Source organism: Burkholderia sp. MSHR3999 (assembly GCF_000833595.1).
Lineage (GTDB): Bacteria > Pseudomonadota > Gammaproteobacteria > Burkholderiales > Burkholderiaceae > Burkholderia > Burkholderia ubonensis.
In genome coordinates, this window is the sequence record NZ_JRFO01000002.1 from 42552 (window position 1) to 64233 (window position 21682).

Here is a 21682-nt window from a genome sequence, read left to right on the forward strand (position 1 = left end):
TTCCCGTTACGGCGTGTGCAGACGCCCCATCACGACCGCATGCACCGACTCGCCGATGCGCTCGAGCATCGCCGTGACGGGCCGCGCATACAGGTGCGCGGCAAGCGCGCCGGCGGTGCCGACCAGCACGCCGCCCGCCATGTCGAACGGCCAATGGACGCCGACGTAGATCCGCCCCCACGCGATCGCGGCGGCCATCGCCGCCATCACGAGGCCCGTCACGCGCGTCGCGCCGCCGAGCAGCATGCCGACCGCCACGCTCCAGACGAACGTCATGTGATCGCTCGGAAACGAGCCGTCCGGCGCATGCGGGATCAGCTGCGTGCCGACGCCGGCCATGAACGGCCGCGGCGAGAACCAGAAATGCGACAGCACCTGTGCAAGCGCGAGCGCCACGCATGCGCCGACGCCGGCTTCGATGGCCTGGCGCCGCGTCGTGCGCACGCCGAACAGCCAGGTCAGCAGCACCATCGCGGGAATCGCATAGACGAGCCAGTCGGCGGCAAAGATCGCGAGCTTCGCGACGCCCGGTTGCGGCGCCGCGCCGGCATTGATCGCGGAAAAAAGGGTGAGATTGAAGTTCTGCATGTATCCGGAGATGTGGGGCGGGAATGCGCGACCGGTCATCCGGTCACGTCCGATGCTAAGAGCGGCTCGCTTAAGCAATGCTTAACGAGGGCCGGCACCGCGACGGGCGATGCCCGGCCATCCGGCCGCAAGGACGCGCTTAGAGCATGCTTTGCAACACAAGTTCACACAATTGAAATATTTCGCGCGGAGCGTTTCCCGTAAAGCCTCACCTTGCACCCCGAAAAAGCTCACCTTCGGTCACATCGCGGCGTCATCGACACCCGCGATGATCGGTGCGCTGAGCGCCCATCGGGCCATTGGCGTCGTTCGCATCAACATTTGCGTAGTCAATTCACCGATTCCTGCAACAATTTATTCCAGTTGCGGCATCGCACAACGACGGCGCGCAGGCATACGATTACGTGCACTCATCAACGAAGCCGATCAACAACAAGGAGTCCGCATGAAACCCAGCGATGTCCGATCGAAAGCGTTTGCGATGCCGTTGACCAGCCCTGCCTTCCCGATGGGCCCTTACCGTTTCGTCGATCGTGAGTTTCTGATCATCACGTATCGCACCGATCCGGACCGTCTGCGCGAAATCGTGCCGGAACCCCTGCAGGTCACCGAGCCGCTCGTGCATTACGAATTCATTCGCATGGCCGACTCCACCGGCTTCGGCGACTACACCGAAAGCGGCCAGGTGATCCCCGTCGAATACAACGGCCAGCCGGGCAGCTACACGCTCGCGATGTACCTCGACGACCATCCGCCGATCGCCGGCGGCCGCGAGCTGTGGGGCTTCCCGAAGAAGCTCGCGTCGCCCACGCTGCAAGTGAACACCGATCACATCCTCGGCACGCTCGACTACGGCAAGGTGCGCGTCGCGACGGGCACGATGGGCTACAAGCACCGCGAGCTCGACATCGCCGAGCAGGCCAAGCGCCTTGCCAGCCCCAATTTCCTGCTGAAGATCATTCCTCATGTCGACGGCACGGCGCGCGTCTGCGAGCTGGTGCGCTACTACATGGAGGATATCCAGATGAAAGGCGCATGGACCGGCCCGGCCTCGCTCGAGCTGTCGCCGCATGCGCTCGCGCCGGTCGCCGACCTGCCGGTGCTCGAGATCGTCGAGGCCCGGCATATCGTCGCGGATCTGACACTCGGCCTCGGCGAAGTCGTCTACGATTACCTGGCGCGGTAACGTCCGCCGTCCTTTTCCACCCCTTGCACCTTTTTCACCCTTGATTACGGAATCCCGAACATGAGCAATCTGAATGGCAAGACCGCAGTCGTCACCGGCGCCGCAAGCGGCATCGGCAAGGAAATCGCGCTGGAGCTGGCGAAGGCGGGCGCGGCGGTGGCGATCGCCGACCTGAACCAGGACGGCGCGAACGCCGTGGCCGAGGAAATCAAGCAGGCGGGCGGCAAGGCGATCGGCGTCGCGATGGACGTGACCAACGAGGACGCCGTCAACAGCGGCATCGACAAGGTGGCCGAAACGTTCGGCTCGATCGACATCCTCGTGTCGAACGCGGGCATCCAGATCGTCAACCCGATCGAGAACTATTCGTTCGCCGACTGGAAGAAGATGCAGGCGATCCACGTCGACGGCGCGTTCCTGACCACCAAGGCGGCGCTCAAGCACATGTACAAGGACGATCGCGGCGGCGTCGTGATCTACATGGGCTCGGTGCACTCGCACGAGGCGTCGCCGCTGAAGTCCGCGTACGTGACCGCGAAGCACGGGCTGCTGGGGCTGGCGCGCGTGCTGGCGAAGGAGGGCGCGAAGCACAATGTGCGCTCGCACGTCGTGTGCCCGGGCTTCGTGCGCACGCCGCTCGTCGACAAGCAGATTCCGGAGCAGGCGAAGGAGCTCGGGATCAGCGAAGATGAAGTGGTGAAGAAGGTGATGCTCGGCAACACGGTGGACGGCGTGTTCACGACGGTGCAGGACGTCGCGCAGACGGTGCTGTTCCTGTCGGCGTTCCCGAGCGCCGCGCTGACCGGCCAGTCGTTCATCGTCAGCCACGGCTGGTACATGCATTGACGTCCCCGCCCGCCTAAAGGCGGGCAATTCCCACGACTGGCGATGCACGTCCGCATCGGAGAATGTTCAACGCAGCGTTGGTATCACGATCATGCACGACACCACAGCCACTGCAGGTCCACTCTCTTATTCTCAGTCCCGCGATACCTTTCGGCCGCGTCGTGCTGTCTTTCGACCCGCACGACGAACAGGACTGGGTCGAACCGCTTTCGTCCACTTCCTCGAACGTGGCTCCGTGCGCCATCGCCTTGTAACGGAGCTTGTCCCGGAAGGACGACCAGGCTGCGTCGTAGACGCTTTTCGCCATCCTGGTTCTGGCGAGTTTCACGGCCGACACGTTGCCGACCGCGATGTAATCGAAGCGCCGCACCAGATCGAGTGCGAGCTTGTGCTGGAAATCGGCGCGAGCGTTCGCCACCTTGGCGTGCAACTTCGCGATATGCCGCTTGTGCTTACGCGCCCGCTGCGCCTTCGCCAGCTTGTCAGCCGCGCGCCGGCCGAACTGGTCATTCGGCAGTTTCTCTCCGGTCGAAAGTGTGGCGAAGTCTTTCAAGCCGAGGTCGATGCCGACACCGGAACGGACCGGGCGCGCCGGAACATCGGGCATCTCGATCACGATGTTCAGGAACCAGTTGCCGCGCGCATCCTGCGCGAAGTTGGTGCCGTCCCTGATCTTGCCGTCGGGAAGCGGTCGGCTGTTGAACACCCGGAAGGTGTTGCCGGCAAAGCGAAACGCGTCGCCCTCGCGTTTCAAGTCGCGGCCCTTCAGCGGCACCCAGCCGAGCGATCTCCGGCCGCGATAGCGCAGGTAAGGGCGACGGCGCTGGCTGCGCGACTTCGCGTATTGCTCGCACGTTGCGTTGACCGTGCCGGAGTGGATACCGAATGCCTTGCTGCTGCCGGTCGTCAGCACGTTCAGGTCGAACCCCGCCGGCCATTTCTTGCCCCACTTGAGCGCGTGCTTCTGCGTGTCATTGCAGAAGTTCCACACGTAGTTCACCGCTCGGCTCTGCTGGTTAAGGAGTCCGTTGAGCGATTTCACCCGGTAGCGGTAGACAAGGATCATGCCGGCCATCCTAACCTGTGGAAGAAGCTGCCTGTCAAGCGCGCTCCTTTCCTTCCCGCCATCAATGACGGGGTTTCTCGGAGCAAAGTATGGTGAAACCGCACGCCCGCACCGAAAGGCAGGCCGTCGATGCGACGGATCTGCATCACGAGGCCGGCGCGCCGGTCGCCGCCCGCACGCTTCCCTACGAGACGATCGCACTCGTGCTGCAGGGCGGCGGCGCGCTCGGCGCCTATCAGGCCGGCGTGTTCGAAGGCTTGCACGAAGCGGGCATTCCGCTCGACTGGATCGCGGGCATCTCGATCGGCGCGCTCAACACCGCGCTGATCGCGGGCAACGCGCCCGAGCATCGCGTCGAGCGGCTGCGTCAGTTCTGGGAAACGATCTGCCAGCCGGCGTTCTTTCCGGCGGTCCCCGCGGCATTCGAGTTCGCGCTGTTCAACAGCATCGACCAGGTCCGCACGTTCTTCACCGCATCGCAGGCCGCGAGCGCGATGATGCAGGGCCAGCGGGGCTTTTTCGCGCCGCGCTTCCCGCCGCCGCTGCCGGGCGTGTCCGATCATCCGGACAAGGTCAGCTGGTACGACACGGCCGCGTTGCGCTCGACGCTGCTCAAGCTGTGCGATTTCGATCGCATCAACTCGGGTGAGACCCGCGTATCGGTCGGCGCGGTCAACGTCGGCACCGGCAACTTCGTCTATTTCGACAACGCGCGCATCCGCCTCGAGCCGGAGCACTTCATGGCGTCCGGCGCGCTGCCGCCCGCGTTCCCGCCGGTCGAGATCGAAGGCGAGTACTACTGGGACGGCGGCGTCGTGTCGAACACGCCGCTGATGGAAGTGCTGCGCGCGCGCCCGCGCCGCGACACGCTCGCGTTCCAGGTCGACCTGTGGAGCGCGCGCGGGCCGCTGCCGCGCTCGCTGGCCGACGTCGCCGAGCGCACGAAGGACGTCCAGTACTCGAGCCGCACGCGTTTCGTCACCGACACGCTGCAGCGCGAGCAGCGCTATCGCAACGTGCTGCGCCAGGTGCTCGACATGGTGCCGGAGGAGCAGCGCAAGACCGATCCGTGGTGCATCGAGGCGGAAGCGATGTCGTGCGGGAAGAAATACAACATCCAGCACCTGATCTATCAGCAGAAGGCGTACGAGCATCACTACAAGGACTATCAGTTCGGTCTGTCGACGATGCGCGACCACTGGGCCGCGGGGCTCGACGACATCCGCAAGACGCTCGCCGTCAAGGACGGCCTCGCGTTGCCCGTCAACGACGCGGGCTTCGTGACGCACGACATTCACCGCAAGCGGTGACGTCGTGCCCGAACGGACCGGCGCGCTGCCTGCGCCGGTCCGTTTCTCTTTCCGAATCCGACATGCCGATTTTCATTGTTCTGTTCGCGCTCATCGCTCTCGCGTGGGGCGCGGTTCATACGTTTCACGTGATCGCCGCGCGGTTCGGCGAGCCGGTCGCGGTGGCCACCGCGGTGCTTGCCGCTGCGCTGCTGATGGCGCTGGTCGCGTGGTGGGTCAGGCGCCGCCGCGACATCGCGCCGAACACGAACGAAGAAGGCTGGACCCACATCGTGCATCGCGCGTGGGGCGAACTGCGCGTGTCCGCGACGCAGGGGCTGCTGTGGCTGTCGCACGACGGCGCGGACGGCCGCTATACGCTGTCGCAACTCGACGGCTGCCAGGCCGCACCGATCGGCGGGCGCTGGCATCTCGTCGTGCAGGTCCGCGATGCCGCGCGCGGCGAATGGAAGCTGCCGATGACGGACAAGCGCGACGCGCAGCGCTGGGCGCGCGTGCTCATGCTGGCGAGGGACAACCGGTTGTGACCGGTGCGGGCGGCACTGAATCACGATCCCGCAAAAGCTCACCTTTGGCGCGCATCATGCGACGCCGTCGTTCGCCGTGTCGTTCAGATGCGCGAACGCATCCGCGAGAAAGTCGACGCACACGCGCACTTTCGCCGACGTCGCGACCCGTTCCGGATAGACGGCCCAGACGTTCGCGGGCTGGGTCGCGTCCGGCAGCACGCGACATAGCGCGCCGCGCGCGATCAGCGGCCCCGCTTCCCAGATCGACCGCAGCACGATCCCACGCCCTGCGAGCGCCCATTGCACGGCGACTTCGCCGTGATTCGTCGACAGCGCGCCGCCGACCTTCACGGTCTGCGTCTCGCCGCGCACGTTCATGCGCCACACGCCGAGCGGATGATCGCGCTCCTTGATCGCGAGGCATTCGTGCGACGAAAGATCCGCGAGCGTGCGCGGCGTGCCGCGCCGCGCGAGATAGGCGGGCGACGCGCACAGCACGCGATGATTCGACGCGAGCCGGCGCGCGATCAGGTGATCGGCGATCTCGTCGCCGATCCGGATGTCGAGGTCGAACCCTTCGCCCGCGACGTCGACGAGCCGGTCGAACAGATCGAGCCGCAAGTTCAGTTGCGGATAACGCTCGGTGAACGCGAGCAGCGCCGGCGCGACGACGTGCCGGCCGAAGCCGAAACTGCTCGAGATGCGCAGCGTGCCGCGCGGCACCGTGCGCGTGGTCGACACGTCCTCGACGAGATGATCGACGTCGTCGAGAATCTTCTCGGCGCGCGCGAGCACGCGTTCGCCGGCTTCCGTCACCGCGACGCGGCGCGTCGAGCGGTGTAGCAGCCGCGTGCCGAGCTGCGCTTCCAGTTGCGCAACGCGCTTGCTGACATACGCGGGCGACACGCCGAGCTGCTCGGCCGCCGCGCTGAAGCTCGTCAGGCGGACGACGATGCTGAACACGCGCAGGTCGTCGAGGTTCGGCGATTTGTTCACGATTCGTGGAAAGTCGGTTAACCTTTTCGGCGATTTTAATCCGAATGGAAATAAATAGAATGAGGTCATCTGCCGCTGCGCGCGTTGTCCGCGGCGGCCCGAATCGATCTGGAGGAGCATGCGCATGAGCGACAGGATTTACAAAATCGCCGTCATCCCCGGCGACGGCATCGGCCGTGAAGTGATGCCCGAAGGCTTGCGCGCGCTCGACGCGGTGACGGCCCGCTTCGGCATCCGCTTCGACTTCACGCACATCGAATGGGCGAGCTGCGACTACTACGCGCAGCACGGCCGGATGATGCCGGAGGACTGGAAAGCGCAGCTGTCGGGCATGGACGCGATCCTGTTCGGCGCGGTCGGCTGGCCCGCGACGGTGCCGGACCACATCTCGCTGTGGGGTTCGCTGCTGAAGTTCCGCCGCGAATTCGACCAGTACATCAACCTGCGTCCCGCGCGCCTGTTCGACGGCGTGCCGTCGCCGCTCGCCGGCCGCCGCGCCGGCGACATCGACTTCATGATCGTGCGCGAGAACACCGAAGGCGAATACTCGTCGGTCGGCGGCACGATGTTCGAAGGCACCGACCGCGAAGTGGTCGTGCAGCAATCGATCTTCACGCGGCACGGCACCGAGCGCGTGCTGAAGTTCGCGTTCGAGCTCGCGCAGCGCCGCGCGAAGCGCCTGACGGTTGCGACGAAGAGCAACGGCATCGCGATCAGCATGCCGTGGTGGGACGCGCGCGCGGCCGAGATGGCGGAACGCTATCCGGACATCGTGTGGGAAAAGCAGCACATCGACATCCTGTGCGCGCGCTTCGTGCTGCAGCCGGACCGCTTCGACGTCGTCGTCGCATCGAACCTGTTCGGCGACATCCTGTCGGATCTCGGCCCCGCATGCACGGGCACGATCGGCATCGCGCCGTCCGCGAACCTCAACCCCGATCGCACGTTTCCGTCGCTGTTCGAGCCCGTGCACGGTTCGGCGCCCGACATCGCGGGGCAATTCATCGCGAACCCGATCGCGATGATCTGGTCGGCGGCGATGATGCTCGACTTCCTCGGCAACGGCGCCGGCCGCGAGCGCGACGCACACGACGCGATCGTCGCCGCGATCGAGGACGTGCTGCGCACGGGGCCGCATACGCGCGATCTCGCGGGCAGCGCCGGCACGCGGGAAGTGGGCGAAGCGATCGCGGCGCGGATTGCGGGATGACCGGTGATGGGCCGGGCGACGCTGCGCCGTATGCGTGAGAGGTGAGGTGATCGGCACAACGCGTCGCACGCTTGGCGCGGCGACGTGCCGATCTTGCACACGAGTGAGATGCGCGGTGTATCGACGCGCACCACCATGCATTTCGGCAGCGTCACATCGCGTATTCGCACCGAACGAGATCGGTGAGCTGCGCGTCGTGTCGTTGCGTCACCGAAGCGATTGATGCGATGGCGTTTTCACCTGCTCCCGAAAACGCTCACCTTGAACGAACCTGCTCCCGTATTGCCTCACCAATCGATCGCACAGCCGCCGCGTCCGACTGTGCGACGCGACTACAGGCCGAGATCGGACAGGCCCGGATGATCGTCCGGACGGCGGCCGAGCGGCCAGTGAAAGAGCCGGTCCGCTTCGCGGATCGGCATGTCGTTGATGCTCGCATGGCGATGCGCCATCAGGCCGTTGTGGTCGAACTCCCAGTTCTCGTTGCCGTACGAGCGGAACCAGTTGCCCGCATCGTCATGCCATTCATATGCGAACCGCACCGCGATGCGGTTGCCGTCGAACGCCCACAACTCCTTGATCAGCCGGTAGTCGAGCTCGCGCGCCCATTTCCGCTGCAACAGCCCGACGATTGCGTCGCGGCCGGTCACGAACTCCGCGCGGTTGCGCCAGCGGCTCTGCGGCGTATAAGCGAGCGACACGCGTTGCGGGTCGCGGGTGTTCCACCCGTCCTCGGCGGCGCGGACCTTCTGTCGCGCCGTCTCCAGCGAAAAGGGCGGTACGGGCGGGCGGACTTCGGCTGATTCAGACATCGTTTTCTCCAGTCAGGGTTCGGCCGCGCAATGCCGCGGCCAGCTTGCTACCTCGACGGCCGCGACACGGCGTCGAGCAACAGTTCGGCAGTGGCGCGCGCATCCCGGGCGGCCGTCGCGTCGCCGCTCACGAGCGCCACGCCGATCGCGCCGTCGATCAGCACGAGCCACTGGCGCGCAACGCGCGCGAGCGTGCGGCGCTCGATCCCCGCGTCGTCGGCCAGCGCGTCGAGCCGTTCGCGCACGAACGCCAGCAATCGCGCCTTGTGCGCCCGCGCGACGATGCGCACCGGATCGTCGGCGTCCGCGATCTCGCCCGACGCGTTCAGGAACGCGCATCCGTGAAAATCGGGCTGCGAGAACCAGTCGCGCAATACGTCGAACATGCCGATCAGCTGCGTGCGCGGCGTCTTGCCGCGCGCGAGCGTCGCATCGACGAACCAGCGCATCCAGCGTTCGTCGCGGCGTTCGAGCGCCGCAACGACCAGCGCTTCCTTCGATTCGAAGTGCGAATAAAAGCTCTTGCGCGCCGCGCCCGACCGTTTCACGATCGCGTCGACGCCGGTTGCATGGATACCGCCCGAATAGATCAGCGCTTCGGCCGCATCGAGCAGACGGTCGCGCGCGCCCGGTTCCCCGGGCTGAGGTTCGTATGAGGTCATGGTCGGTCAAACAGATCTGTCATGGTTCGAGTTGACGGGTTTACTGTAGAACGATCATTCTCCCTCGTCAAGAAGAATGCAGAACGATCGTTCCACCACGATATGCGTGCGACGCCGGTCCGCAATCTTTACGACATTTTTTCTTGATGCCGACATTCGCGGCTCACTACACTGCGTGCACCTTGTTGGGCCTGAGGATGTCATGCCGCATTCCGAACCCGCACGTCGCACCCGTAGCTACGCCGCTTACGCGAAGCAGCTCGACGAGCGCGTCGTGCTGAGACGTTTCGATCCGCGCGTGGACTCGTACGAGTCGCTGACCGCGCTGCTGCAGCGTGCCTTCGCGCCGCTCGGCGCGCTGGGCTTTCCATACCCGGCCGCCGACCGTTCCGCCGCCGGAACGCGCGAGCGCACGCTCGCCGACGAGTGCTTCGTCGCGCTCAGCAAGGGGCATCTGGTCGCGACGCTGACGATGCGCCTGTCCGATCCCGATTCGCCGTGCGATCCGTATCGCAGCCGCCGGGTCGCGACGATCCGCGAGCTCGCGGTCGATCCGGTCTGGCAGGCGCGCGGCATCGGCCGCTCGCTGCTCGCGTTCGCCGAGCGGTGGAGCGCGTCGCACCGGGCCAGCCATCTCGCGCTCGATGTGCCGCAAGAGGCCGGCCGGCTCGTCGCGTTCTGCGTCGACGAAGGCTTCCGGCCGATCGACGTCATGCGCTTCGCGGGCCGCGGCTATGACAGCACCGTGCTCTGCAAGCCGGTCGGCCCGACGAACGGCGCAGCCGCGATGCGCGGCGCCGTCGCGATTCGCCCCAATCGCCGCCAAGCGGCTTCATCATGAAGCGCGACCCGCTCCCGGGCCGCGACTCGTCCATCCCGCCCATCCCACCCGTCTCGCCGGACGAAGCCGCGCGGCTCGCGCTGCGCAACGCGCGCCTTCGCGCCGCGATCCGGCTGCGCGGCCTCGCGAAGCTGGCGCTCGTCACGATCGCCGTCGCGCACCTGCTGACGCTCGCGTTCGAATTCGCGCTCGTCTCGGCCGGGTTCGCGCCGGAAGCCGCGACGCTGCTGCTGTTCCGCTTCATGTCGTGCGCACTGGTCAGCTACTGGCTGCAGGCCGACGCACAGCGCGCATACCGCCATGCGCGCGAGCACGGGTTCGTCGCGTTCGGCGGTCCCGACGAAGCGCCGGTCCGCATCGCGCCGCGCTGTCCGAAGCGCTGGCTCGTGCTCCTCAACCTGCAGCTCGATCCGCACTGGATCGAGAACAAGCCGCTCCGCTAGCGGCGCGCGCCGCGTTATGCATGCGTTGAAATGAAACGATCCATTCGATGCAGGCCGGCGGCGCCGGCCTGGGAGGCAGCGTGATCGGCAATGCCTGGACACAGGTCGGCGTGTTCCTGTTTGTTCTCACCTTTCTGGTCAAACCGCTCGGGACAGCCATCGCCCGTATCGCGCTCGGCGACCTGCCGGGGCCGCTGCGGCGCGTCGCCGTCGTCGAACGCGCGATTTACCGGCTGGCGGGCGTCGCCCCCGACGAGGAAATGGACTGGAAGCGCTATGCGGTCGCGCTCGTCGCGTTCAACGCGCTCGGCGCGGCTGCGCTTTACCTGCTGCAGCGCATCCAGGTCTGGCTGCCGCTCAATCCGCAGCACTTGCCGAACGTCGAACCGGGGCTCGCATTCAACACGGCCGTCAGCTTCGCGACGAATACGAGCTGGCAGGCGTATGCGGGCGAGACGACGCTCAGCCACCTGACGCAGATGCTCGGCATCGGCGTGCAGGCGTTCCTGTCGGCGGCGAGCGGGATGGTCGTCATGCTCGCGCTGATTCGTGGGCTCGTGCGCCGGGGCAGCAAAACGATCGGCAATGTCTGGATCGACCTGACGCGCATGACGCTCTACGTGCTGGTTCCGCTGGCGGCCTTGTTCGCGGCGGCGTTCATCGGGCAGGGTGTGGTGCAGAATTTCGCGCCGAATCGCGAGGTTGCGATCGTGCAGCCGCACGCGTCGACGCCCGCCGCCGGGCTGACGCTGCCGATGGGGCCCGTCGCGTCGCAGGAATCGATCAAGCTGATGAGCGGCGACGGCGGCGGATTCTTCAACGCGAATTCGGCGCATCCGTACGAGAACCCGACACCGTTCGCGAATTTCCTTCAGATGCTGGCGATGCTGATCATTCCGGCCGCGCTCTGCCACACGTTCGGCACGATGATTCAGGATCGCCGGCAGGGATGGGCGATCTACGCCGCGATGCTGACGCTGTTCGCCGCCGCCGCCGCGATGGTGATCCGGGCGGAGGAGGCTGCCGGTCCGGCGCTGAGTGCGCCCGGCATCGACACGGTCGCGTCGGCGAGCCAGCCGGGCGGCAACATGGAAGGGAAGGAGACGCGCTTCGGAATCGTGTCGTCGGCGCTGTACGCGACGGTGTCGACGAGCAGCGGCGACGGCGCGGTCGATGCGATGCACGATTCGTTCACGCCGCTCGGGGGCCTCGTGCCGATGGCGCTGATGCAGACCGGCGAAGTCGTGTTCGGCGGCCCCGGTTCGGGCCTGTACAGCATGCTGATGGTGGTGCTGCTCGCGGTATTCGTCGCCGGGCTGATGATCGGGCGCGCCCCCGAATACGTCGGCAAGAAGATCGAAGCGTACGAAATGAAGATGGTGTCGATCGCGATTCTCGCGACGCCGGCGATCGTGCTGGTCGGCACCGCGATCGCGGCCGTGACGCCGGCCGGCGTCGCCGGACTCGGCAATCCGGGCGCGCACGGCTTCAGCGAGATGCTCTACGCGTTCTCGTCCGCCGCGAACAACAACGGCAGCGCGTTTGCGGGCCTGTCGGCGAACACGACGTTCTACGACACGTCACTGGCTGCCGCGATGTGGTTCGGCCGCTTCACGGTCATCGTGCCGGTGCTGGCGATCGCAGGCTCCCTCGCGGCCAAGCAGCGACGCGCGGCCGGCGCCGGCACGCTGCCGACGCACGGGCCGCTGTTCGTCTGCATGCTGCTCTCGACCGTGGTGCTGGTCACGCTGTTGACGTTTCTGCCGGCGCTCGCGCTCGGCCCGATCGCCGAGCATCTTGCGATGACGGCCGGCCGGTGACGCTTTCCGTGCCCCCGGCCGACGCCGCGCGGCGAAGCGCGACGACGCGCGCCATGCAGGGAACGCGTTCAGGCCGTCCAGTCGAGAATCACCTTGCCGCTTTCGCCGGACAGCATCGCCGCGAAGCCCTTCTCGTAATCGTCGACGGCATAGCGGTGCGTGATGATCGGCGACAGGTCGAGGCCACTTTGCAGCATCGCGACCATCTTGTACCAGGTCTCGAACATTTCACGGCCGTAGATGCCCTTGATCTCCAGCCCCTTGAAGATCACCTGGTTCCAGTCGATCGCGGTCTGCGCGGGCGGAATGCCGAGCAGCGCGACCTTGCCGCCGTGGTTCATCGCCTCGAGCATGCCCGTGAACGCGCTCGGCACGCCGGACATCTCGAGCCCCACGTCGAACCCTTCGGTCATGTGCAGGTCAGTCATCACGTCGCGCAGCGACTCGCGCGCGACGTTGACCGCGCGCGTCGCACCCATCTTGCGCGCGAGTTCGAGGCGGTAGTCGTTGATGTCGGTGATCACGACGTTGCGCGCGCCGACGTGCTTCGCGATCGCGACGGCCATGATGCCGATCGGGCCGGCGCCGGTGATCAGCACGTCCTCGCCGACGAGGTTGAACGACAGCGCCGTGTGCGTCGCGTTGCCGAACGGGTCGAAGATCGACGCGAGATCGTCGGAAATCTCCGGCGGAATCTTGAACGCGTTGAACGCGGGAATCGCCAGGTATTCTGCGAACGCGCCCTCGCGATTGACGCCGACGCCGATCGTGTTGCGGCACAGGTGCCGGCGCCCTGCGCGGCAGTTCCGGCAGAAGCCGCAGGTAATGTGGCCTTCGCCGGACACGCGATCGCCGATCGCGAAGCCGCGCACTTCCTGCCCCATCTCGACGATCTCGCCGACGTATTCGTGACCGACGTGCATCGGCACGGGAATCGTCTTCTGCGCCCAGTCGTCCCACTTCCAGATGTGGATGTCGGTGCCGCAGATCGCCGTGCGGCGGATCTTGATCAGCACGTCGTTGTGCCCGACCTCGGGGCGCTTCACGCGCGTGAGCGACAGGCCGGGACCGCGTTCGAGCTTTGCCAGTGCTTTCATGGGCGGTCTCCGTCAGACGATGCCGAGCGACTTGCCGACGCGCACGAACGCGGCGACCGCCTGGTCGATCTGTTCGGGCGTATGCGCGGCGCTCATCTGCGTGCGGATGCGCGCACGCCCGCGCGGCACGACCGGGAACGAGAAGCCGATCACGTAGACGCCTTCGGCGAGCAGCGCATCGGCCATGTTCGTCGCGAGCTGCGCATCGCCGAGCATCACCGGGATGATCGGATGCGCGCCCGGCACCAGCGTGAAGCCGGCCTCGGTCATCTGCTGGCGGAAGCGCGCGCCGTTCTCGCGCACGCGCTCGCGCAGTTTCGCGCCCTCGTCGCTGCCGAGCAGCTCGAGCACCTCGAGCGACGCCGCGGCGATGCTCGGCGTGAGCGTATTCGAGAACAGGTAAGGGCGTGAGCGCTGACGCAGCAGCTCGACGATCTCCCGCCGCGCGGCGACGTAGCCGCCCGACGCGCCGCCCAGCGCCTTGCCGAGCGTGCCGGTGATGATGTCGATGCGCCCCTCGACGCCGCAGTATTCGGGCGTGCCGCGCCCATGCTTGCCGATGAAGCCGACCGCATGCGAATCGTCGACCATCACGAGTGCGCCGTAGCGGTCGGCGAGATCGCAGATGCCCTTCAGGTCGGCGATGATGCCGTCCATCGAGAACACGCCGTCGGTCGCGATCAGCTTGTGGCGCACGCCCGCCGCGTCGGCTTCCTTGAGCTTCGCTTCGAGATCCGCGAGATCGTTGTTCTTGTAGCGATACCGCTGCGCCTTGCAGAGGCGGATGCCGTCGATGATGCTCGCGTGATTCAGCTCGTCGCTGATCACGGCGTCTTTCTCGTCGAGCAGCGTTTCGAACAGCCCGCCGTTCGCGTCGAAGCAGCTCGAATAGAGGATGCTGTCGTCGGTGCCGAGGAACGCGGCAAGCGCGCTTTCCAGCCGCTTGTGCACGGTCTGCGTGCCGCAGATGAAGCGCACCGATGCCATCCCGAACCCGTCCTGGTCGAGACCGGCCTTGGCCGCGGCGATCAGGCGCGGATCGTTGGCCAGACCGAGATAGTTGTTCGCGCAGAAATTCAGCACGCCGGCGCCGCCGGCGAGCCGCACGGCTGCCGCCTGCGGGCTCGCGATCTCGCGCTCGGTCTTGTAGAAACCATCCGCGCGGATCTGGTCGAGCGTCCCGCGCACCTGGGCGAGAAAGGCATCACGCATCGCAAAGCTCCTGACATGAATCGCAACCCGCCGGCCGCCGCTCGTGGCGGCGGCCCGGCAGCCTGCTACTGTTATAGTCGGTCGTTCGGTTGACCGCTTTTATCCGTTATTCCGAACTAAAATTCGAAATACCGAACAACTCTAAGCGAACGGAATTCAAATGGCAAGCTCCTCCGGTTCGCGGCGCACACCCGCCGACGCCGCACCGCCGCCGGCCGCCGCGACGCCGCCGCGCGTCGGCGAACAGATCCAGCGCCTGCGCAACGAACGCAAGCTCACGCTCGACGACCTGTCGCGCGCGGCCGGCGTGTCGAAGTCGATGCTCTCCGAGATCGAGCGCGACAAGGCGAACCCGACGATCGCCGTTGCGTGGCGGCTGACGAACGCGCTCGGCATCACGCTCGACGAGCTGTTCTCGCAGCCGAAGTCGCAGGAGACGATCCGCGTCGACGGTCCGCACGACATCCCGACGCTCGCCGGCCACGACGGCCGATACCAGCTGCGCGTCTGGGGCCCGATCGATCTCGCCGGCCGGTTCGAGTGGTACGAACTGACGCTGCCGGGCGGTGGCGCGCTCGTCTCGAACGCGCACGAGCCGGGCACACGCGAGCACCTGACCGTGCTGCAGGGCACGATGGAAATCGAGGCCGCGGCGGCCGTCCGCCGCCTGAAGAGCGGCGATACCGCACGCTACCCGGCCGACGCGCCGCACGCGATCCGCAATCCCGGCAAGGCCGAAGCGAGAGCGTTGTTGATCGTGATTCATCGCTGACGGGCCGTCGAGTCAGCCAAACGGCCAGTTGCATAAAATACTGTATGTTTGTACAGTATACGGACATTCCGATACGCGTCTGCCAGAGTGCGAAGCCTGGGCTGCCCCAGGCACTAAAGCGCCGATTCTGGCCGACCGCAAAGCATGGGGCCGGAGTAAGGCGCTGAAGCACCCACTCCGGCCGACAGGAGCCTGCGATGACCGAAGAACAAGATTTGGCCGCGCTCAGCTTCAAGGCTGCTGCGCATGACCTCGAACAGATCGTTCGGCATATTGCCGAGCGCTATATCCGGCAGGAGGTGCCACTGACGTGGCGCCTGCTGCACGCGATCGAAGCCGAGGCATTGGCGGATCTCGGGTTTGCCAGCCGGCACGAGGCCGGCATGCGTCAACTGTTCGAACGGCCGTCGGACATGACGTTTCCCGAAACGGACGACCCGACCGACTTCGGCAAGTCCAACGCGCTGCCGGCCGTATTCTCGTTCGCAGTCGTCGCGTATGAGGCCGCGGCAAGCAAGCGCAACGTGCAACCCCCGTCCGTCACAACCGGGCGCACGGCCAAGGGCTGGCGCGGCTGATTGCGGGCCGGGCGCGGCTTGCCGGCAACCGTCGTTGCGGCCGGGTCAGCGAGCGCCATGCAGTGCGGCGACGGATGCGCGTTCCGCATATCGAGCCTTTCGGCTCATCCCGCCCGGGGGTTGCAAAAAGAGCTACCATGTACGCAACTAACGGAAAAACTGACATGTCCCTTCCTTCGCCCACGCACACGCCATTGCCAACGGTAGAAAAGGATTTGTTCGACCGTCACGCATCGGACTGGATCGCATCGCCCGAAGCCGCGTTCGACGCATGGCTTGCCATGCAGGACTACCGCCAGTCGTCCGCCGACGTCTATCGCGCGCAATGGGGGGCGTTTCTGACCTGGCTGCGCACGCATCAGAAAAATCTCGCATCGGTCGACACCGCATCGATCGCCCACTTCGTCGGCGAGCTGCCGATCAAGAAAACGCAGCGAATGCGCTATTTGCGGCTGATCGAGCGCGTGCTCGATCATATCCGGCGCAGCGAATTCGGATCGACCAACCCGGCGCGCTTCATTGCTCAGGATGGCGAAGCCACATGGCGCAAGGCGCGCGACAATGAGCCGACCGGCTTTCTCGCGCCGGCCGAGCGCGCGAAGCTGCTTGCCTACCTGTTTTCGCCGATCGGCGTAACCGGCGCCGCGCACTGGAAAGAACGTCGCGACCGCGCGCTCGTTGCCGCGTTTCTCGGCGCCGGCGTGAAGACCGGCGAAGCCCGCGTGCTCACGATTAGTTGCATCAGTCCGGGCGGCACGTCGCTGCAGATTCCGTCGACACATCCCGATTTCGCGCGGGAAACGCACGTGGCGTCATTCGCGATCGCGCTGTTCGATGCGTGGCTCGCGGAACGCAAGCGTCAGGACATTCCGGGCGACCTCGTCTTTCCGGCGTCGCACGCGGGGCGTCCGATGCACAAGGCGACGATGTTGCGCGCAGTCGACGCAATCGTCGAAGCGGCAGACATCGCGACGTCGCGCACCGCGCGCGCAAGCCCGCAGACCTTGCGCAACACCTATGCCGCGGAATTGTTCGAGAACGACGTGCCGCCCGAGCGGGTCGGCACGTGGCTGGGCTTCGTGCAGCCGATCTCGTCGAATCGTCTGCACCGCGCGTGGAAGAACTGGCGTGACAGCTTGATCGAGGGTGAGGTGCCGTCCGAGCCCGAATCTCACTGATCCGGGTCTTGCCGGACGCAACCGGCGATGTGTGAGCGCCTTGCGCAGCAGGGCCTCACCGTTTCATCGATCCCGAAAAACCTCACCTCAAGCCTCCCGGAAAATCTCACCTTTGACTGTGCATCCGGATCGAACTCGGTCAATTGCTTCCAAAACGGGTGACCGCTTCGAAGCGCGAGGGCCACGAGCCTGACGCGTATTCACACTCCGGGCACGACACTTCGAAACCCTCAACCGTGTGCGACAACTCCGGCTCGCCGTCGCAGTGCGGACACTGGCTCGGCACGGGGATATCGGAATCCAGTGCCGTGCCGATCACTGTGAATGCGTCGGCGTCGAGCTTGCCGGCATCGGCCAGGCGCCGGATCAACCCGGCAATTTCCGGATTCATCCCGCGATTCGCGCGCAGCGTGTTCATTTCGCGCGTCGCCGCGGCCAATTCATCGCTCTGGCTGCGCAGTTGTTCCTCCAGGCGGTCCGCGCGCGTCTTCGCAGCACTCAATTGCTGCAGAAAATCGAATTCCTTGCGTTGCACGTCGCGCAGCCCGGCCTGATACGTCGACGCCATGCTGCGCAACGAGTCCAGCTCGACCAGCATCGGCTTGACCCGGCGCTCGGCCTCGGCCACCGCATCCTTGATCTGCTGCGCGTAATGCTCGGTTCGTTGCTGCAACTCGGCTTGCAGCGCATCGATGCGGTCGCGCAGCGCAGCGTTCTGCGTCTGTTCGGCATCGACGCGGCCGGTGGCCGCGGCCAGATCCTTTTCCAGGCGGTTGACTGTGGTGAGCAGCGTGGCCTCGTTTGCCGAACCGTGGGTGCTTTGGGACGCCAATTGAACTTCGAGCTCGGTCACCCGCGCCTGAAGCTGTTCGTTACGGGTTTCGCTGCGCGCGATGGCCGCTTCGAGCGTTTCCTGGCGAACGGCCGCGTCGCGCAGCTGCTGTTCGGCCTGCGCGACGTCGGTGCGCACCTGTTCACGGTCTGCATCGAGACTATCGCGTGCAACTTTCAGCGCTTCTTCATAGAGCGCGCCGAGCAGGGCACCGGCTTTTTCCTCGACGGCCTTCGGAATCGCGGCGCCTTCCAGACGAACCTTCGATGCCGAGCGGATCCGCTCCCAGAAATGGTCGATGTCCTTCGGAATGTCGCTGGCGCTGCCGGTCTGGGTGAGATCGCGAACATTGGCGGCTGACGGCCGGATGCCGAGATCGAAAAACAGCCGCTTGCACGCATGCAGCGACAACTCCTGGCGTCGTGCGCCGGCAGCGCGCAACGATTCCAGCTCTTCTCGGATGACTTGACGCATCTCGTCCAGGGTCATGGCGTCTCTCGCAAGCATTAGGTGGCGCAATCATAACGAAATACGTACTGATCGATACCAATTTTTGACGGACGTTGCGAATTTGCGTCGACGTGCACAGAAAGCGCTGCTGTGGCCGTCTGTGACCGATGAAGGGTGCGGATTCCGTGAAACAAAGCGAAGAAAGCGAGCTAAGCGATTGTATCGAAAGCGTTTTTGAACCAATAGCGAAAAGTTGGCGTTGTTTCACATGACGGCAGGTCCCAAGGATCGGTGGGTGTTGGGGTAAGGGGTGTCTGTGGAAAACTCCATCCCCGAAGTGTTGAGAGTAATAGAAGTAAACACCTTTGAACCCTTAGTTAAAAACGTTAACGCCACGGCACAGCCTTATGTAGCAAGGGTTTCAGGCTGGCAAGGTGAAGCTTTACGGGAATCAAGGTGACCTTCTCCGGGAGCCGACGTGATGGGGTTCGGGGAGCTCCGTGAGCCCTTGCAGGAAAGGTCGTGAGCGGATTCAGGACCACAGTGAATCACAGGATTTTCCAAGGGTGAGGGTTTTCGGGGCCTCACAGCCACGAAACGCCTGCTGTGCCTGAGGGCACAGTTTTTTGCCTGTGAAGGTGTCGGTGAGCCTTTTCGGGACCTTCGTTTGCAGCCGATTCTGCCCTTCTTTTAGGCAATTTGGATGAAAGGTGAGATTTCACGGGATTCCACACAGTTTTGCTGTGAGGATATCCAGGACGCGAACGCGATTTTGCACCGCAAATGTGCATTTGCGGGCCTGTGAACCCCAAAAGGTGAGCGTTTTCGGGAGTAAAACGGGGGATTCCCTGGCCAGATCGGCTTGAGGTGAGCTTTTTCGGGGCATGACTGAAGAGCAGCCTGTGGACCCAAAGGTGAGCGTTTTCGGGAACGATATTTGCTCGAAAAATGGTCAATGGTGAGGCTTTTCGGGAGCTGTGAGCGTCCACTTCCGCTGAAATCCCCGCCGGTACTGGATGGTGAGCCCGTTTTCACAGGCGTTTTTTTGGCAAAGGTGAGATTTTTCGGGACTCGTCACGCTGCTGTCGTACGAATGGGCGCTGTGGATAGGTGAGGCTTTTCGGGGGCTGGCGGCATTGGGCCGGCCAGCCGGGAATCGCGCTAAGTATCGGAGGGCATTGGGTTTTTTGAAACCGCGGAGGTTACGGTGAGGTTTTTCGGGAGTCGTCCGAATGTCTGCTTTCGCGCCGCTTTTGTCGGTAAGGTGAGGGTTTACAGGAGGTGCAAACGGTCGATCCCGCGCGCGACGGGCGTTCGCCACAGATCGGCCACCAGGGCTGTGCGGACAGAGGGTGAGAATTTTCGGGAGTCCGTGATGATGGTGCACTGTACAATGCGCGCCCGGGCTGTCGAAGCCGGGTGGCGATGGGCATCGAAACACGCACAGGCCATGCCGGATCTGGTCGCTCATACGCCGAATGCGTGCGTCTGTCCGGACTTCTGACGCTGTGCCGATCGCCCGACCGGCTTTGCCTGTACATGCATACAGGCGGCTGCGCACAGGTTTGCTGCGATCGGTCAGGCGCAGTGAAAACGCTGTGCGGCGCGGCGCTCACGAAAAGCAGTCGCAAATTTGCGACAAGGTCACAGGTGAGCCGATACGGGAAGGTACGGCGCGCGTATCGTGCACAGGCGAAAAACTGTGATTCCGCGTCTCCCGCGACGCGTAAAGGTGAGTCCCGCACAGGCCGATTCTGGACCGGTGAGCCTTTACGGGAGCCGATTGGGGTGAGTGCCGTTTCGCCGGCGCGCATCACCGGCTATGGTGAGCATGCCGTTCTGGACGCGCATCACCACAGGCGCTATCCTTCCGGGAAACTTCTCCTCCGACCAGACGCATGGCCACGAAGCGCGCCAAGAAAACCGATGTGGATGTGGTGAGTGCCAGTTCAGCCGAATTGCGAAAGGCCGTCGAGGCGATCGCCATTCAGCCGAAAAGCGGCAAGATCACCCTCCTGACTCGCAAGCTGTTCAATGTCCTGCTGGCCGTGGCCCAGCAGGCCGACGACTCGGGCGATACTTATCGCGCGCTGCTGTCGGATATCGTTGCCAACTCCGCCTTCGATTCGAACGATACCGCGCTCGTGAAGGAACACCTGCGCCGCATGGTGTCGGTGCAGGTCGAATGGAGCACCGGCACGTCGAGTCAGAAGCCTGGCCGCAAGTGGGGGATCTCGACGCTGATCGCGGATGCGGAAATTCTCGAAGACCCGGCCACGCGCCGCGTGTGGGTCGAATTCTCGTTCGCACCGAAGATCAAGAAGAAGCTGCTCGACCCGGTCCAGTACGCGCGCCTGAGCCTCCAGTTCCAGAGCCAGCTGCGCAGCAGCGCAGGCCTCGCGCTATACGAGATCTGCGTGCGCTACCTGACGAACCCGAGCCACCTGACGATGCGCGAGCCGTGGGAATGGTGGCGACCGATCCTGTCGGGCACGCCCGACACCGAAGCCGGCGACGAAGCGAAGCGCGAATACAAGTACTTCAAGCGCGACTATCTGCGCCCCGCGATCGCGGAGGTCAACGCGGTCACGAACATTTTCGTCGAGCTGATCGAGCATCGTGAAGGGCGGCGGGTCGCGGAGATCCAGTTCCGCGTCACCGAACGCAAGCAACCCATGCTGGCGCTCGACGAGCATCCGAACGTGTTCGACAGCACGCTGGTCGACCGGATGGTGAAGCTCGGCATTCCGTTGAAGGAAGCACAGACGCTGTACGCGGATAGCGAAGAAAACCGCATCCGTGCGGCGCTGCAGATGACGGAGCAGCGGATGCGCAGCACGTCGCTGCCGCCGGTGCGCAGCGCGGCTGCGCTGTTCAAGGATGCACTGAAGAAGGGCTATGCGCCGCCGGTAGAGGCCGTCGACGCGTTGCCGGCCGGCGCGACGCCGGGCAAGGCTGCCGCGGCGCAGCCGGACGATCTGAAGGCGCGGCTGCTGAGCGAATATGCCGCGTATCGGCGCAAGGAAGCAAAGGCGCTGTACGACGAGCAGGGTGAAGCGGAGCGCGAGGTGGCGCGCGAGTCGTTCGAATCGGAAGCACTGCCGACGATGGGCTCGCATCTGCGCGACGATTGGCGCAAGCGCGGCCTCGACTCCAAGCTGACCGAGACGGCTTTCTTCGATTGGCTGGCCCGGAAGACCTGGGGCGAGCCGACCGACGGCGACCTGCTTTCCTTTACGCTGAATCAATCCCGGGCGGCCTGAGCCGCCTGTCC

Annotated in this window: 20 protein-coding genes; 12 read left to right on the top strand and 8 right to left on the bottom strand. The window is 65.0% G+C overall.

Features of this window, described 5'->3' with window-relative positions; translation table 11 throughout:
- Positions 1 to 6 precede the first annotated feature (6 nt).
- Positions 7 to 588, bottom strand: a complete 582-nt coding sequence (locus KY49_RS10950) for an undecaprenyl-diphosphatase (RefSeq protein WP_042584712.1) — start codon at positions 586 to 588, stop codon at positions 7 to 9.
- Positions 589 to 1033: 445 nt separating this feature from the next.
- Between KY49_RS10950 and KY49_RS10955 the strand changes: the two genes are divergently transcribed.
- The gene (locus tag KY49_RS10955; protein ID WP_042584713.1) at positions 1034 to 1774 is read left to right on the top strand and encodes an acetoacetate decarboxylase; all 741 of its coding nucleotides are present in this window, start codon (positions 1034 to 1036) and stop codon (positions 1772 to 1774) included.
- Between the two features lie 60 nt (positions 1775 to 1834).
- Positions 1835 to 2620 (top strand): 3-hydroxybutyrate dehydrogenase, encoded by a 786-nt coding sequence (locus KY49_RS10960; RefSeq protein ID WP_042584714.1) that lies wholly within the window; start codon positions 1835 to 1837, stop codon positions 2618 to 2620.
- 13 nt (positions 2621 to 2633) lie between these two features.
- On the opposite strand, the gene KY49_RS10965 is transcribed toward KY49_RS10960, so the two are convergent.
- On the bottom strand, positions 2634 to 3686 hold the full coding sequence (locus KY49_RS10965; RefSeq protein ID WP_042584973.1) for an RNA-guided endonuclease InsQ/TnpB family protein: 1053 nt from the start codon (positions 3684 to 3686) through the stop codon (positions 2634 to 2636).
- 92 nt (positions 3687 to 3778) lie between these two features.
- Here KY49_RS10965 and KY49_RS10970 point away from each other — a divergent pair, with 92 nt between their 5' ends.
- Positions 3779 to 4996, top strand: a complete 1218-nt coding sequence (locus KY49_RS10970) for a DUF3734 domain-containing protein (protein ID WP_042584974.1) — start codon at positions 3779 to 3781, stop codon at positions 4994 to 4996.
- Between the two features lie 62 nt (positions 4997 to 5058).
- A complete protein-coding gene (locus KY49_RS10975; protein WP_042584715.1) occupies positions 5059 to 5523 on the top strand; it encodes a hypothetical protein in 465 nt (154 codons plus the stop codon).
- A 54-nt stretch (positions 5524 to 5577) separates the two neighbouring features.
- Here the strand turns inward: KY49_RS10975 and KY49_RS10980 are convergent, their stop codons facing one another.
- Complete coding sequence (locus KY49_RS10980; protein WP_042584716.1) at positions 5578 to 6501, bottom strand: LysR substrate-binding domain-containing protein; 924 nt, start codon at positions 6499 to 6501, stop codon at positions 5578 to 5580.
- A gap of 124 nt (positions 6502 to 6625) precedes the next feature.
- On the opposite strand from KY49_RS10980, the gene KY49_RS10985 reads away from it, so the two are divergent.
- Positions 6626 to 7711, top strand: coding sequence for a tartrate dehydrogenase (locus tag KY49_RS10985; protein WP_042584975.1), 1086 nt, complete (start codon positions 6626 to 6628; stop codon positions 7709 to 7711).
- 332 nt (positions 7712 to 8043) lie between these two features.
- Here KY49_RS10985 and KY49_RS10990 read toward each other — a convergent pair whose 3' ends face one another.
- Both KY49_RS10990 and KY49_RS10995 read right to left on the bottom strand, forming a co-directional pair.
- Entirely contained in the window at positions 8044 to 8523 is a 480-nt protein-coding gene (locus KY49_RS10990; protein ID WP_042584717.1) for a nuclear transport factor 2 family protein, read from the bottom strand.
- Between the two features lie 47 nt (positions 8524 to 8570).
- The gene (locus tag KY49_RS10995; RefSeq protein WP_042584718.1) at positions 8571 to 9185 is read right to left on the bottom strand and encodes a TetR/AcrR family transcriptional regulator; all 615 of its coding nucleotides are present in this window, start codon (positions 9183 to 9185) and stop codon (positions 8571 to 8573) included.
- A gap of 202 nt (positions 9186 to 9387) precedes the next feature.
- Between KY49_RS10995 and KY49_RS11000 the strand changes: the two genes are divergently transcribed.
- The 3 genes from KY49_RS11000 to kdpA are packed head-to-tail and all read left to right on the top strand — an operon-like array spanning position 9388 to position 12289.
- Positions 9388 to 10026: a GNAT family N-acetyltransferase gene (locus tag KY49_RS11000; protein WP_042584719.1), complete on the top strand. Its 639-nt coding sequence runs from the start codon at positions 9388 to 9390 to the stop codon at positions 10024 to 10026.
- A complete protein-coding gene (locus tag KY49_RS11005; RefSeq protein WP_080402545.1) occupies positions 10023 to 10469 on the top strand; it encodes a hypothetical protein in 447 nt (148 codons plus the stop codon). The genes KY49_RS11000 and KY49_RS11005 overlap by 4 nt, the downstream gene beginning before the upstream one ends.
- A 47-nt stretch (positions 10470 to 10516) precedes the next feature.
- Positions 10517 to 12289 (top strand): potassium-transporting ATPase subunit KdpA, encoded by a 1773-nt coding sequence (gene kdpA / locus KY49_RS11010; RefSeq protein WP_042584720.1) that lies wholly within the window; start codon positions 10517 to 10519, stop codon positions 12287 to 12289.
- A gap of 68 nt (positions 12290 to 12357) precedes the next feature.
- Here the strand turns inward: kdpA and tdh are convergent, their stop codons facing one another.
- Both tdh and KY49_RS11020 read right to left on the bottom strand, forming a co-directional pair.
- Positions 12358 to 13386 (bottom strand): L-threonine 3-dehydrogenase, encoded by a 1029-nt coding sequence (gene tdh, locus KY49_RS11015; RefSeq protein WP_010088941.1) that lies wholly within the window; start codon positions 13384 to 13386, stop codon positions 12358 to 12360.
- A 12-nt stretch (positions 13387 to 13398) separates the two neighbouring features.
- Positions 13399 to 14598, bottom strand: a complete 1200-nt coding sequence (locus KY49_RS11020; protein WP_042584721.1) for a glycine C-acetyltransferase — start codon at positions 14596 to 14598, stop codon at positions 13399 to 13401.
- 160 nt (positions 14599 to 14758) lie between these two features.
- Between KY49_RS11020 and KY49_RS11025 the strand changes: the two genes are divergently transcribed.
- The 3 genes from KY49_RS11025 to KY49_RS11035 all read left to right on the top strand — a co-directional run bounded on the left by KY49_RS11025 (position 14759) and on the right by KY49_RS11035 (position 17126).
- Positions 14759 to 15370 carry a helix-turn-helix domain-containing protein gene (locus KY49_RS11025; RefSeq protein ID WP_042584722.1) on the top strand — a complete coding sequence of 204 codons (612 nt, stop codon included), beginning with the start codon at positions 14759 to 14761 and terminating at the stop codon, positions 15368 to 15370.
- A gap of 197 nt (positions 15371 to 15567) precedes the next feature.
- Positions 15568 to 15948, top strand: a complete 381-nt coding sequence (locus tag KY49_RS11030) for a DUF2471 family protein (protein ID WP_042584723.1) — start codon at positions 15568 to 15570, stop codon at positions 15946 to 15948.
- Between the two features lie 164 nt (positions 15949 to 16112).
- Positions 16113 to 17126: a tyrosine-type recombinase/integrase gene (locus KY49_RS11035; RefSeq protein ID WP_042584724.1), complete on the top strand. Its 1014-nt coding sequence runs from the start codon at positions 16113 to 16115 to the stop codon at positions 17124 to 17126.
- Positions 17127 to 17265: 139 nt separating this feature from the next.
- Here KY49_RS11035 and KY49_RS11040 read toward each other — a convergent pair whose 3' ends face one another.
- Positions 17266 to 18447 carry a DNA-binding protein gene (locus KY49_RS11040; protein WP_042584725.1) on the bottom strand — a complete coding sequence of 394 codons (1182 nt, stop codon included), beginning with the start codon at positions 18445 to 18447 and terminating at the stop codon, positions 17266 to 17268.
- Between the two features lie 1859 nt (positions 18448 to 20306).
- Here KY49_RS11040 and KY49_RS11045 point away from each other — a divergent pair.
- Complete coding sequence (locus tag KY49_RS11045; protein ID WP_042584726.1) at positions 20307 to 21671, top strand: replication initiation protein; 1365 nt, start codon at positions 20307 to 20309, stop codon at positions 21669 to 21671.
- Positions 21672 to 21682 lie beyond the last annotated feature (11 nt).

Bases quoted from the DNA above. Each gene is read 5' to 3' on its own strand.
- KY49_RS10950 (WP_042584712.1), bottom strand. From the start codon at position 588: ATGCAGAACTTCAATCTCACCCTTTTTTCCGCGATCAATGCCGGCGCG.
- KY49_RS10955 (WP_042584713.1), top strand. From the start codon at position 1,034: ATGAAACCCAGCGATGTCCGATCGAAAGCGTTTGCGATGCCGTTGACC.
- KY49_RS10960 (WP_042584714.1), top strand. From the start codon at position 1,835: ATGAGCAATCTGAATGGCAAGACCGCAGTCGTCACCGGCGCCGCAAGC.
- KY49_RS10965 (WP_042584973.1), bottom strand. From the start codon at position 3,686: ATGATCCTTGTCTACCGCTACCGGGTGAAATCGCTCAACGGACTCCTT.
- KY49_RS10975 (WP_042584715.1), top strand. From the start codon at position 5,059: ATGCCGATTTTCATTGTTCTGTTCGCGCTCATCGCTCTCGCGTGGGGC.
- KY49_RS10985 (WP_042584975.1), top strand. From the start codon at position 6,626: ATGAGCGACAGGATTTACAAAATCGCCGTCATCCCCGGCGACGGCATC.
- KY49_RS10990 (WP_042584717.1), bottom strand. From the start codon at position 8,523: ATGTCTGAATCAGCCGAAGTCCGCCCGCCCGTACCGCCCTTTTCGCTG.
- KY49_RS10995 (WP_042584718.1), bottom strand. From the start codon at position 9,185: ATGACCTCATACGAACCTCAGCCCGGGGAACCGGGCGCGCGCGACCGT.
- KY49_RS11000 (WP_042584719.1), top strand. From the start codon at position 9,388: ATGCCGCATTCCGAACCCGCACGTCGCACCCGTAGCTACGCCGCTTAC.
- KY49_RS11005 (WP_080402545.1), top strand. From the start codon at position 10,023: ATGAAGCGCGACCCGCTCCCGGGCCGCGACTCGTCCATCCCGCCCATC.
- kdpA (WP_042584720.1), top strand. From the start codon at position 10,517: ATGCAGGCCGGCGGCGCCGGCCTGGGAGGCAGCGTGATCGGCAATGCC.
- tdh (WP_010088941.1), bottom strand. From the start codon at position 13,386: ATGAAAGCACTGGCAAAGCTCGAACGCGGTCCCGGCCTGTCGCTCACG.
- KY49_RS11020 (WP_042584721.1), bottom strand. From the start codon at position 14,598: ATGCGTGATGCCTTTCTCGCCCAGGTGCGCGGGACGCTCGACCAGATC.
- KY49_RS11025 (WP_042584722.1), top strand. From the start codon at position 14,759: ATGGCAAGCTCCTCCGGTTCGCGGCGCACACCCGCCGACGCCGCACCG.
- KY49_RS11030 (WP_042584723.1), top strand. From the start codon at position 15,568: ATGACCGAAGAACAAGATTTGGCCGCGCTCAGCTTCAAGGCTGCTGCG.
- KY49_RS11035 (WP_042584724.1), top strand. From the start codon at position 16,113: ATGTCCCTTCCTTCGCCCACGCACACGCCATTGCCAACGGTAGAAAAG.
- KY49_RS11040 (WP_042584725.1), bottom strand. From the start codon at position 18,447: ATGACCCTGGACGAGATGCGTCAAGTCATCCGAGAAGAGCTGGAATCG.
- KY49_RS11045 (WP_042584726.1), top strand. From the start codon at position 20,307: ATGGCCACGAAGCGCGCCAAGAAAACCGATGTGGATGTGGTGAGTGCC.